Source organism: Aquirufa lenticrescens (assembly GCF_019916085.1).
In the GTDB taxonomy this organism is placed as follows: Bacteria; Bacteroidota; Bacteroidia; order Cytophagales; family Spirosomataceae; genus Aquirufa; species Aquirufa lenticrescens.
This window is the reverse complement of the sequence record NZ_CP049834.1, coordinates 1,127,130-1,139,209: the sequence shown is the minus strand read 5'-3', so window position 1 is coordinate 1,139,209 and position 12,080 is coordinate 1,127,130. Positions and strand designations below refer to the sequence as shown.

The 12,080-nt window shown below is 43.9% G+C and carries 13 protein-coding genes; 8 read left to right on the top strand and 5 right to left on the bottom strand.

The annotated features are described in order from the left end of the window. Window positions 1-16: 16 nt before the first annotated feature. Window positions 17-1,318 carry an alpha-L-fucosidase gene (locus G9X62_RS05265; RefSeq protein ID WP_223131720.1) on the bottom strand — a complete coding sequence of 434 codons (1,302 nt, stop codon included), beginning with the start codon at window positions 1,316-1,318 and terminating at the stop codon, window positions 17-19. 76 nt (window positions 1,319-1,394) lie between these two features. On the opposite strand from G9X62_RS05265, the gene G9X62_RS05260 reads away from it, so the two are divergent. Together G9X62_RS05260 and G9X62_RS05255 are read left to right on the top strand one after the other, a co-directional pair. Continuing rightward, a complete protein-coding gene (locus G9X62_RS05260) occupies window positions 1,395-1,847 on the top strand; it encodes a DinB family protein (protein WP_223131719.1) in 453 nt (150 codons plus the stop codon). Next, window positions 1,847-2,143, top strand: coding sequence for a Dabb family protein (locus tag G9X62_RS05255; RefSeq protein WP_223131718.1), 297 nt, complete (start codon window positions 1,847-1,849; stop codon window positions 2,141-2,143). Before G9X62_RS05260 ends, G9X62_RS05255 begins: the two co-directional genes overlap by 1 nt. Here G9X62_RS05255 and G9X62_RS05250 read toward each other — a convergent pair. Genes G9X62_RS05250 through G9X62_RS05240 form a run of 3 tightly spaced genes read right to left on the bottom strand, consistent with a single transcriptional unit; the run spans window position 2,112 to window position 5,481 of the window. Then, on the bottom strand, window positions 2,112-2,999 hold the full coding sequence (locus G9X62_RS05250) for a dihydrodipicolinate synthase family protein (RefSeq protein WP_223131717.1): 888 nt from the start codon (window positions 2,997-2,999) through the stop codon (window positions 2,112-2,114). The two genes, G9X62_RS05255 and G9X62_RS05250, sit on opposite strands and share 32 nt — an antisense overlap. Continuing rightward, complete coding sequence (locus G9X62_RS05245) at window positions 2,996-4,492, bottom strand: sodium:solute symporter (RefSeq protein WP_223131716.1); 1,497 nt, start codon at window positions 4,490-4,492, stop codon at window positions 2,996-2,998. The genes G9X62_RS05250 and G9X62_RS05245 overlap by 4 nt, the downstream gene beginning before the upstream one ends. Further along, on the bottom strand, window positions 4,492-5,481 hold the full coding sequence (locus tag G9X62_RS05240; RefSeq protein ID WP_223131715.1) for a sialidase family protein: 990 nt from the start codon (window positions 5,479-5,481) through the stop codon (window positions 4,492-4,494). Before G9X62_RS05240 ends, G9X62_RS05245 begins: the two co-directional genes overlap by 1 nt. Before the next feature lie 68 nt (window positions 5,482-5,549). On the opposite strand from G9X62_RS05240, the gene G9X62_RS05235 reads away from it, so the two are divergent. The 4 genes from G9X62_RS05235 (at window position 5,550) to G9X62_RS05220 (ending at window position 9,167) form a co-directional block, all read left to right on the top strand. Continuing rightward, window positions 5,550-6,746, top strand: a complete 1,197-nt coding sequence (locus tag G9X62_RS05235) for a parallel beta-helix domain-containing protein (RefSeq protein WP_223131714.1) — start codon at window positions 5,550-5,552, stop codon at window positions 6,744-6,746. Then, window positions 6,746-7,735, top strand: a complete 990-nt coding sequence (locus G9X62_RS05230) for an SO2930 family diheme c-type cytochrome (RefSeq protein ID WP_223131713.1) — start codon at window positions 6,746-6,748, stop codon at window positions 7,733-7,735. Before G9X62_RS05235 ends, G9X62_RS05230 begins: the two co-directional genes overlap by 1 nt. A 106-nt stretch (window positions 7,736-7,841) precedes the next feature. Beyond that, the gene (locus G9X62_RS05225) at window positions 7,842-8,615 is read left to right on the top strand and encodes a hypothetical protein (protein ID WP_223131712.1); all 774 of its coding nucleotides are present in this window, start codon (window positions 7,842-7,844) and stop codon (window positions 8,613-8,615) included. 9 nt (window positions 8,616-8,624) lie between these two features. Continuing rightward, complete coding sequence (locus G9X62_RS05220) at window positions 8,625-9,167, top strand: nuclear transport factor 2-like protein (protein ID WP_223131711.1); 543 nt, start codon at window positions 8,625-8,627, stop codon at window positions 9,165-9,167. Between the two features lie 57 nt (window positions 9,168-9,224). Here G9X62_RS05220 and G9X62_RS05215 read toward each other — a convergent pair whose 3' ends face one another. After that, the gene (locus G9X62_RS05215; RefSeq protein ID WP_223131710.1) at window positions 9,225-10,064 is read right to left on the bottom strand and encodes a VOC family protein; all 840 of its coding nucleotides are present in this window, start codon (window positions 10,062-10,064) and stop codon (window positions 9,225-9,227) included. Window positions 10,065-10,197: 133 nt separating this feature from the next. Between G9X62_RS05215 and G9X62_RS05210 the strand changes: the two genes are divergently transcribed. Together G9X62_RS05210 and G9X62_RS11240 are read left to right on the top strand one after the other, a co-directional pair. After that, a complete protein-coding gene (locus tag G9X62_RS05210; protein WP_130895575.1) occupies window positions 10,198-10,566 on the top strand; it encodes a BlaI/MecI/CopY family transcriptional regulator in 369 nt (122 codons plus the stop codon). Continuing rightward, window positions 10,559-11,944 (top strand): M56 family metallopeptidase, encoded by a 1,386-nt coding sequence (locus G9X62_RS11240; RefSeq protein ID WP_261345556.1) that lies wholly within the window; start codon window positions 10,559-10,561, stop codon window positions 11,942-11,944. The genes G9X62_RS05210 and G9X62_RS11240 overlap by 8 nt, the downstream gene beginning before the upstream one ends. Window positions 11,945-12,080: the final 136 nt, after the last annotated feature.

Here is a 12,080-nt window from a genome sequence, read left to right as displayed (position 1 = left end):
AAAACGGCCCCTTTTTTTATTTTACTAGTTCGATCACCTGCGTCCCCACCGGCACATCTGCCACCACAATTCGCATTCCATCCTTCTCGATTTTAGCTTTTACAGCGGCGCCATTTAAAACGGAAGCCTTCTTGTATTTGCCCGGAATGAACACACTTTCTTCACTCGGTTTGTGGAACAAATGCACGAATACGCTGCTCGCGTTCTCCGTTGTAACACCCCATTGTTGCGGTTTCACCGGACCTCCGCGCGTTCCATAAACCGAACGGCCATTGGCCTCTAGCCACTTGCCTACTACCGCTAAACTGTCCGTGAATTCCGGCTGAATCTTGCCCGTAGGCATGGGCCCCACATTCAATAATAAGTTCGCGTTACGACCCGCCGCTCCCACTAATAACTGGTGGATTTGGGTAGGCGTTTTGTACTTGTGGTCGTTCATATTATAACCCCAGGCGCCGTTGATGGTTTCGCAGGTTTCCAAAGGCAAAGCAGAGGCCGTCTGAAAGCTCAAACCATGTAGATTTTCGCCTGGAAGATCGCGCTCAAACATTTGGAAATCCTCTCCTGGAATCGGATCCAAATGATGGTTATTCCCAATCATACACGCCGGCTGAATCGAGTGAATCAAGCCATAAATCTCATCGTATTTCCAATCAATCCGCGAGCTGCGATCCTTATTTCCTTCCGGATTCGTTTGATCCCAATGGCCATCAAACCAGATGTTTGAAATCTCGCCATAGTTCGTCAATAATTCCGTTAACTGCGCCTTCATGAATTTCAAATAAGACGCGTAATCACTCTTACCCGTTCTGCCGGAGCTTTGTCCCGTGCGCCCCGTTTCCCTAGGATAATCATCGCGGTACCAGTCCAAAGTCGAATAGTATAAACCCAGTTTAATCCCCTGTTTCTTGCATTCCGCCGCTAATTCCTTAAGCACGTCGCGCTTAAAGGGTGTATTCGTAATCTTCCAATCCGATTGTTGCGTATCCCAATTCGAGAAACCATCGTGGTGGCGCGTGATGAAAATAATGTATTTCATGCCGGAATTCTTGGCCATAGTAACCCACTCGGCTGCGTTGAATTCGGAGGGATAAAAACCCTTTAAAAGTCGTTGGTAATCTTTCTTTTCGATCTTACGGTTGTTCATCACCCATTCGCCATCGGCCAGCATCGAAGAGATGCCCCAGTGGACGAAAAGGCCGTATTTGTTGTTTTGGAAGTCCGTTCTCGCCGCTAGATTGGCAGGAGAGGGGGTGTAAGTTTGGCTGTAAACCAGCGTGCTTAGTAGTAAAAGCGAGAGTAATAATATTTTTTTCATAGGTCTAGATTTTCACCCAATTTACTAGTTGTCAGCGCTATTCAAAAATTTTACCGCAAATTCCTTAACTTGGTACATGGAAACGACGAATCATTTTGTCGCTGAGTGGGTCGAGGCTCGCACGCGATTTTCGAATCAATTGAAAACCTTACTTGCAGAGGATTTAAGCAAGCATTTAGGCGATTCACCTAATTCGATTGGTTTTTTGATCCGTCACATTGGGGATGTAGAGTTATTGTTTTCGAAGAATGTGTTCGGGAATTCGTCGGTGCAAGTGTCCGCTAAAACGGTCATTGCTGGCCACGATACGGGTGAGTGGAGGGACTTGGAAAGCTTGTTAGCTTACGTGGAGGAGTCGTTTTCGATATTACACGAAACCTTAGTTTCACAGCCGGATTCGGTTTGGTCGGAGGTGATTACGACGAAGGAATTTGGGACAAAAACAAAAGCAGAAGCACTGGGTAGAATTGTCTCCCACACGGCTTATCATGCTGGACAAATAGCCATCATCCATAAATACGGTAACTAATGAGTTTACGACACGCAGGCATTTTTAATTTCAAAGCAACGGTTTCAGAATCACAGAAGCACGAATTCTTCGTGGCGCTGAAAGCATTAGAAGAAATTAACGGGGTAGAAAAAATGGAAGTCTCTCGCCAAACCAGCTCCAAAAACAAGTTCAAATACGGCTTCTCCATGGAATTCGCATCGCCAGAAATTTACCAAGCCTATTCGATTCATCCACAACACGACGCCTTCGTGCAGGATTTTTTCATTCCCTTAGTGGAGGACTTTATGGAAATTGATACCGAGAAGCTGATGTAAGCAATTCGTCTAATGCTGCTTTTAGAAACTCAGTTAAAGGTTCCACTTTGCGCCTCGTGGCAAGCCCTATAGGAAAGCCCTGTTTTTGCAACACATATTTTGCGCTCGTGGGATATGCCGAATGCATTAGCTCCATGTTATCAGTCAGAAAAGCTTGAAAATCTTCAGAAGGTCGCAAGCAGAAATCAGCGAGTAAATCAGGGAAAAAGTTGCCTTGAATGCAGGAAAGGCCCATTGAGCCGGCGGCTAAAGAAGCTTTGGCATGAACCATATAGGCATCATATACCCCAAAATGGGATGCTTTCCCAGCCTGAATTTTCGCCTGCACCTGCGCTAAATTGAGCGACGTATCCTTGTGATAACAGAGTCGTCCAGTCGCTAAAAGCTCCTCTAAAACCGGGATCGAAACCAATCTTTTATAGGGAACCGGGCATTCATAAATGCCAAACGGCACGCCCGGAGTTAACTCCATCCAGCGACGGATGCGCGCTATAAATACCTCATCGGATTCTTCTGCGGATACAAACTGATTATTCAAAATAATGACCGCATCCGCCCCTAATTCATAAACTTGATTCGAGAATGAGGCCATCTCCTCGATACTGCTCTGAAAAGTTCCCGTCGCGACTACTGGCACTCTGCCCGCCGTTTGATCTACTACCGTTTTAATGACTTCTAATCGTTCTTCAGAGGATAATTCATACATCTCGCTCGAAAGGCAATTTGCAAAAAGCCCTACTGCTCCCTTATCGATATAGAGATCACACAATTGGCGTAAAATAGCAAAATCAATAGATAAATCGTCCTGAAAAGGGGTGAGCATCACTGGAATAAAACCGCGTGGTAGGGCTGTCATTTTGTGCGCAATTTTTGAATGAGAACGCCTATTCCCACGATACTTACGGTCCCCACAACCACTGTCATTTTACTATCTAAAGGAATTTGCAAAGCTTCAGGCAAGTTATCCTTGAACGACATCAACGCAATCAGGAGTAAACCTATAATCGCAGCGATTTTGGCCTCGAAATTGCGTACCTTTTTCGCTAAAAACCCGAGCAAAAAGATGCCTAACATTCCTCCCGCAAAAATCCCAGAAAGCTTCCACCACACATCTAAAAGGCTTTTTACCCCTATCATACTTATCCCAAAAACGATGCCCAATCCACCCATACAAGTCGTAGCGATTAACAACAGCCGAAACTGTTTTTTCGCGTCTGCTTCTGGATCGATATAACGTAAATAGATGTCTTTCAAAAACACCGTCGCCGAACTATTCATCCCCGAACTCATCGTGCTCATTCCCGCGGATAAAAGGGCGGCGATGAGCAGACCGAGGAACCCGGTGGGGATTTGGGTTTTCATAAAATAGGGCAAAACGCGGTCGCCATAATCACTCGCTTGTAGGGCGTCCAGCGGAATGTTTTTCTCGATAGAAACCTGTTGTTTCAGTTCCAAAATCAGCGCCGGATTCTCCGCATAAAAACTGTACAGCGCAGTCCCAATAAAGAAAAACAGAAACGAAACAGGCACATAATATAGTACGCAAAGCCAAATACTTTTCGCCGCATCGCGGGGATTTTTAGCGGTATGGTAACGCTGAATATAGTTTTGGTCTATCCCAAAATTCGTCAGATTGATAAAAAAACCATACCCTAAAATCACCCAAAAAGAACTCGTTTGAAAATTGAAATCGAAGGTCCCCAGGCTGAATTTATCCTCCTGTACCGCCCTTTTAATGATCGCACTGAGGGGCGTTTGCAACGTAATCAAATAGAGAATCATCCCGGCCCCCAGCGTCTTTAAAACGGCTTGAATAACCTCAGTCCAAATCACCGCTTCCATCCCGCCTAACACCGTATAGAGAATAATGCAAAGCCCTGCCACCAGAATAATCAGGCGCATATCAATCCCTGTCAGCGCGTTTAAAGTCAGTGCGATTCCATAAAAAATCGTCCCCATTCTCGCCAGCTGCGTCATGATAAAACAGACCATTGCATAGGTCCTAGCCCAATTCCCAAACCGCTTTTCTAAATGCGTATACGCACTAATTTCTCCACTTTCTCGGTAAAAGGGAACAAACCATTTCGTGGCGACGATGGCCGCGAGTGGAATAGACAGACTAAAAACAAAGGGATTCCAATTCGCCCCAAACGACTTCCCTGGATCCCCTAAAAATGTAATTGCACTCAGAAAAGTGGCATAAAAACTCAAGCCCAAAGCCCAGCCCGGAATCGATCCGGAGGCAGTCGTAAACTGTTCGGAACTCTTATTCTTTCTCGAAAAATACACCCCTATTCCCACCATCGCCAGTAGGTAACATAGAATCAAAAAGAGGTCGAGTACAGCCATTAGAGCGAAAGAATGACGTGCTTCATTTTCTTACGTTTCCACGTATAGGTGATATGAACTTTGCTATCACTTGTCTGAATAACCGCCGGATAGGAGAACTCTTCCCCGGGCTCATTTTCTAAGGTCGCGATATCTTTCCAGCTTTTCCCATCTGAGGAAATAGCCACACTGATGGGAGATCGGCCTTTTTTCACCGGATTGTAGACGATGACGTGGCGGCCATCTTTCAACGTAACCGCGTCGATTCCAGAATTAGGGTTCACTAAACTGGAGGGTTCTAGCGCCGTCCAAGTACGACCTTGATCTCCAGAAAAGGCTTGTAAAATAAAGCCATTTTCAGAGCGGCAAACTAATTGTAATCGTCCATCTGGTAAGAATAGAATAGAAGGCTGAATCGCCGAAGTGGTCACGCCATCATTCAGTGGGCCCGTTCTAGACCAGGTTTTCCCTAAGTCGCGGGTGAATTCCATGTGCAATTTCCAATCGTCGTCTTCGGAACTCGATGGGCATAATAAGGTCCCATCAGGGAGTAAAACGGCCTTATTTTTGATGGGACCATAGATATCTTTTGGCAAGCGTTCTGCCGCGGACCAGGTTTTTCCCCCGTCAAAAGAGCGTTTTAACATCCCCCACCACTCGTCTGGTGCTGGCCCGTCTTTGTAGAACAGGATTAATTCTTTCCCCGGAACTTGGTATAATACGGGGTTCCAAAGCGGATAACGACGGCCATCCCCCTGAATTCCATTCGCGATTTCTACCGGCGTTTCCCATTTTCCATTCACATAATGACTAAACCAAATCCCCACATCCGGATTTTTTTCGTGCTTCCCACCAAACCAAGCACCCACTAAACCCGTAGGCGTTTCAGCTAACGTAGAAGCGTGGCAGGAGGGGTATGGGGCAGTTTCGTAGATAAAGGCGGCTTTTCCCACTTGTGCTGTAGCACAAAAAGCCCCTAAGCTGAATAGAAAGGTGTAAATGAATTTCATAGGTTACTAGGTTGTTAGCGGTAATATTATGAAATTATTCCTAATTTCGAATACCTTAATCCTATTTGATGAAACTATTGACTTTTTTGCTCAGTCTTTTGAGCCTCACCGCATTAGCTCAAGCAGATTTTGAAAAAAACCTGCAAAAACGCCTCATTTTAGCCGAAGATGGCTCTACCATCGAGATCGAGGCAGGGCGTTTCCAGTTGACTAAAACCCTGTCATTAGAGGGTAAAAAGAACATCATTTTGCGCGGGAAGGGCATCGATAAAACTATTTTGAGCTTTAAAAGCCAAACCCAAGGCGCAGAAGGCCTCCGGGTTTCGAACTGTGAAAACATCGTGATTGAGGATATGACGACGGAGGATTCCAAAGGCGATTTGATCAAGACGATGAATGTAAAAGGCATCACCTTTCGCCGCCTGAAGGCAGCTTGGACGGGCGGTCCTAAGTCTACCAATGGCTCCTATGCGCTCTATCCCGTTTTATGCGAGAATGTCTTGATCGATTCGTGCATCGCCATTGGCGCTTCGGATGCGGGCATTTATGTGGGACAATCTAAACACATTATCGTCCGTAATTCGGAGGCCTATGAAAATGTGGCCGGCATCGAAATCGAAAACTCCCTCTATGCAGATGTCTACAATAACAAGGCCATCGGGAATACGGGTGGTATTTTGGTGTTTGATTTACCGGATTTGGTCCAAAAAAAGGGAGGCCACGTCCGTGTCCACCACAACCTAGTGAAGGAGAATAATTTGAAGAACTTCGCCCCTAAGGGGAATATCGTAGGGAATGTACCTAAAGGCACGGGTATGATGGTGTTGGCGGCAAGTAATGTCGAGTTTTTTGAGAATCAAATCATCAACAATGCCACCATCGGCGTCGCCGTTATCTCCTATTATATGACCGAAAACGCTATCAAAGACAAGGATTACGATCCCTATCCTACGGCGGTTTCGATTCACCATAACACCTTCGAGCGTAAACCGAGAAGGGTACCTATGGATAGCCGTTTTGGCAAAATGTACCGCTTCGTTTTACGCTTCGGTCGCCACGTTCCTGCGGTCGTGTATGATGGCATTTTGAACCCAGCAAAGGTGGGTCCAGACAGGAAATATCCGTTGGATTATTCGATTTGCGTGCGAGATAATGTCAACCAAAGTACGGCTAACCTAGATGCCGAGCATAATTTCAAGGGTTTGAAGCAGGGCAAAGACTTGTTTGATTGTGATTTAGAACACGTGAAATCGACTAAATTCTAATGCGGATACTAATCGTTTTATTGATAGCGTTTATTGGGCTCATTTCGGCAGAAACGAATTACCGAGAAAACCTGTCTGATTACGGTTTTTTCAAAGGCACCTTAAAGGACCTAATCCCGGCTGACGGCGTCGTTCCCTACGCCTTAAACTCCGCACTATTTTCTGACTACGCCTCAAAGCTACGTTTTGTAAAGCTGCCCCCAGGTCAATCGGTCGCCTATAATCCAGATTCTGTTTTGCAATTCCCTGTGGGCACGGCCATCGTCAAAACCTTCTACTATCCCATCGACGAACGCAACCCGAAGAAAGGGCGTCGCCTGATGGAAACGCGCGTTTTATTGCACGAAGAGAAAGGCTGGGTGGCGTTACCCTACATTTGGAACAAAGAACAAACCGATGCCACACTAGAAGTAGCTGGCGGAAGCGACCAAGTTTTATGGACAGACGCCTCCGGCAAAAAGCAGTCCTTTGAATACCAGGTGCCTAACATGAACCAATGCAAGGGCTGTCACGAACGCTCCGGCGAAATGACGCCCATCGGTCCATCCGTTCGCCAGTTGAATGATGGCCAGCAATTACAACATTGGGAGACAGCTGGCATCTTAAAAGGTTTGCCAAAAGACCACATTCCCGCCCTCGTCAACTATTTTAATACGGCAGCTTCCCTCGATGATCGCGTGAAAGCTTACCTCGATATCAATTGTGCCCACTGCCATAATCCCACCGGACCGGCTCGTTCATCTGGCCTCTATTTAACCTGGGATTCCAAAGATCGCACCGCTTATGGTTTCCTAAAATCCCCTGTTGCTGCAGGTCGCGGGTCTGGAAATCTGAGTTATGACATAGTTCCTGGAAAGCCGGAACAGAGTATTTTACACTACCGAATGGCTTCGCGCGATCCAGGCGTGATGATGCCGGAATTAGGTAGACAACTTACTCATCACGAGGGAGTTGAATTAGTTCGTTCCTGGATTCAATCGTTGCAATAGCGTAGGAATTTGTTCCGTTTACGGATTTTGGAACAAATGATAATAGTGATGTAATTTCTTTTAATGGTATTGTTTCTAGGTTTGAGGAAACATAACCTTAAAAGAAATGAAAAAACTACTCACCTCTCTAGCTCTAGTCCTGCTGGTATCCGCAGCGACTTTCGCACAAAATCGCTACACTATCGTAGCTTTTCACAAATTACAACCAGGCAAAACAATTGATGATGCTATCGCAAATGAAAAGCAATGGTTGCCTATTCACCAGGCACGCAAAACAGCAGGAATTATTTCCGATTGGATGATGTATGTTCCCTTTAACGGCATTAAGTCAGAGGGTATTGATTTTGATTATATAACCGTGAATGGAGGAACAGATCTTGATAAGATACATACGTATCCAATGGAACTATTTGCAGACATGTTAAAAGCAGATCCTAGTTTTGCAAAATTAGCTGCCGCTACGAATAGCACCCAAACCATTATTCGCCAATCCATCGGCAAAAGAGTGAATGGTACTGCAAAGGGAACAAATAAAAGCCATTTCTTAATTTTTGATATGATGAAAGTAGGTGATGCTGCAGCTTATGAGGCATTTGAAGCAAAAGTATTGAAGGTCCACGAAGCTAGAATTGCAGCAGGAAATATCTCTGGCTGGTCACTTTATAAAACGATTTACCCATCTTCTGATGAAGTTTCAGCTAATTATACTACGATTCAAAGTTTGGATAAATTATCAAAATTGGACGAAGCAATGGCAAGTTATGCCGCTGCAATTCCGAAAGCATTAGGAATTAGCCCGGAGGCATTCATGAAACAAATTCCTTCTCAACGTCAAATGACAGCAACTATGATTACCACTGTTGCCTTATCTACTAAATAAACACACATAATGAAAAAACTAATCATGATCATGGCTGTCGCTACAGCCTTATTTTCTTGCGGTCAAAAGCAAGATGTAGCCGCTACTTCTACAGAAGCAAGCGCAGATTCTTTAGGTGGAACTTTCACCTCAACGGATGAGAAATCTCAAATTATTCAAAACCAAATTAAGGCTGCGTTTGCAAATGACACGACTTACAAATGGGATGAGATTGCAGACAATATAGCGGTTTATTATCCTGGAGATACGATTCCAGACATTAAAGGAAAGAAAGCTTATGTGGCGGACTTTACTACGAATGGTCAACTTTGGGATAATCCTCGTTTTAGTTTCCTTCGCGTGGTTACATTAAAGATGAATAATGGAGAAACCTGGACTAACCTTTGGGGCACTTGGCATGTAAAGGGGAAATTTACGGGTAAAGAACTTGTGATGAATGTGCACCAGGCCTTGAAATGGGAGAATGATAAAGTGGCTCAAGAAATCCATTTCTACGATACGAAATTTATCGTGGACGAGTTTATGGCAATGGAAGCCGCTAAGAAGAAATAAGAGAATTTTTGTTGAAAAGGGTTTAGAAAAGGCGGGCGCTATTAGTGCCCACCTTTTTTATTTTACTGCTGCTTCTAACTCTGCAATTACGAATTTGGACATCTGCAAAAAAGCATATGTCGCCTTAGGTGCCGTCTCAGGATTGCTCATTAATTTTCCCAAAACCGAAGGAACAACCTGCCAAGAAACCCCGTACTTATCCTTTAACCAACCGCATCTTCCTGGCGAACCTTCTGCCACTAAGTTGTCCCACAAGTGGTCAATTTCTTCCTGCGTATCGACCGTGACCATCATCGAAACACCTTCATTGAAGTTATGTTGATGATCCATCGAACTCTCCATTAAATGGAAAGGCTTTCCGTTCAATGTAAATTGAGAATACTTCACATTCCCCTCCGTATCGTGTTCCCCTTTTTCGTAAAGCGCTTTGTGTAATATTTCAGAATTGGGGAAAAGAGAAGTGTAGAAATCAACCGCCTCGTTTGCCTTTCCATTATTGACGCCAGTAAACATCAAATTAGGCGCCAACTTTGCGTGCGATTCGTGGTTCTTCATGATTTGCCAATTCATTCCAAACTGATCTGAACACCAGCCATATAAAGGACTCCAAGGATAGTTGTTTAGATCCATTAACACCTTACCATTTTCGGTTAATTTCGCCCAAACACGTTTGATTTCTTCCTCGTCTTCTAGGTTCAAGAAGAAGGAAATAGACGGATTAATCGGGTATCCTGGTCCGCCATTCAGGTGCATAAAACGTCTATCAAATAAACGATAATTCACCGCCATCGGATTTTCGGAAAGAGGTTCAAAGCCCGAAAAAGTGCTTTGATAAAAGTCAGCAGCCTCTTTTGCATTCTTGTCAAACCAGAGGCAGGTAGCGATTTCGTGTATCATAGTGGGATTAAATTTCGATAGAAAATACGACTTTCCAAATAACAACCTGTAAAATAATAACTAATAAAATAGTTAGAAATATTTTGTAACTAAAAATTTAGTTATACATTTGCCTCAACGAAAAGTAAAACGAATGAAAAAATTAACACAAGCAGAGGAGCAGGTCATGCAGGTCATTTGGAATTTGTCGGAAGGCGGATTTTTGAAGGACATCATCGAGCTGTTGCCGGAGCCGAAGCCACACTCGAATACGGTGGCGACGCTGTTGAAGATTTTAGTGGAGAAGGATTTTGTCCAAATCTCTAATCCGAATCGAAACAACTTGTATTCTGCGAAAGTCTCGAAACGGGATTATTCTGGCCAGCGAATGGCCGGTTTAACGGAATCCTTTTTTGACGGATCTTACACGAACGTCGTGTCTTATTTAGTGGACAAAAAGCAGATGTCTATCGAAGATTTAGAACTCCTATTACAAAACCTAAAATCGAAAGGCGATGAATGAGACCTTAATTTACCTGCTGAAATCGATGATTTATGCAGGGATTTTCTTTGGCTATTATTCGCTATTTCTAAAGAATACAATTTATCATGCCTACAATCGCTTTTATCTGTTAGTGGCGATGGCTTTAAGTGTAGTTTTTCCCATTTTTCATCTAAGGATTGGTGTTTTTGAAGAAGAAGTGGCTGCCACACCCGCATTGAAATACTTGATGTATGGTTCGTCCGCGCCAGTGCAGGAATTGCGGCTAAATATTCCTTGGGAATTAGTACCAATGTATGCAATCAGTGCCTTATTACTCTGTTATTTAGCCTATTCAATTCTGAAAGTTTTCCGTTTGAAATCGGTCAGTGCCAAAAAACAGATGGGGGATTTTACCTTCATCGAAACAGACTTAGAGGAGGCGCCGTTCTCGTTTTTCTCGAATCTTTTTTGGAAAAGATCAATCTCCATAGAAGACGAAAATGGCCAAAAAATGCTGCAACACGAGCTTACCCACATTCGGGAGAAACACTCTTGGGATCGCCTTTTCTCTCAACTGATTTGTTCTATTTTTTGGATGAATCCTTTCAACTGGATCATTCAAAAAGAATTGCAAAACATTCACGAATTTATTGCTGACCGCGATGCGGTGGGCGCTGGAGAGGTGGATGCTTTTGCCAAAATGCTCTTACAAACCTATTACGGTAATCATTTTTTAAATCCGAGTCACTCATTCTATTACTCATCTATTAAACGAAGAATTATTATGTTAACAACCTCCAATACCCCTAAATACGCCTACCTAAGAAAGGTGGCCGTATTGCCTCTAGTGGCGATTTCTTTGGTCTTATTCTCGATCCAATTGAGCGCTCAAAAGCCTAAGCCTAAAAAGGAATTGGCAACACAATACACGGTTACGATGCGACCAGATTCCGCCACTTTTTCTGACCCTAAAACAGGCAAGAAAGTGTTTTCTGTAGCCACACGTGATATGCCACCTCCACCGCCACCCGCTGGTGCGCCGGGAGCACCCACGCCTCCAACTCCTCCAGCAGCACCTGAATCTATTTCTATTTCAAAATTGAATGGGAACATAGATTCAAGTTCCATCGTCATGAAAGGAACTCGCGACGGTAAAGATATTACTGTGATTGTGAAAGGATCGAACAAAAACATTTCTCCTCAAGACCAGGGAAACATTGTTTTGAAGCCATCTTCTGGAGATAAAATTAAACCCCTCATCGTCATCGATGGCGTCATCACCCCAGAGATAAATCTAAACGATTTAAACCCAAACAACATCCAATCGATGAATGTCTTAAAAGGCGAAAAAGCCACAGCAAAATATGCGGAAAAAGGAGCAAACGGTGTAGTAGAAATTACTACTAAAAAGCCCTAGCTCTTAAGGTTTTAAAAAATGATAGAATACTATGTAATAGCCGGTGATTTTCACCAGGCTATTACCGTTTATACCTAGTTGATTTCGGATTCATTTCAGGCCATATTCTTGAGCTCAGACCTGAATGTAGATAGTA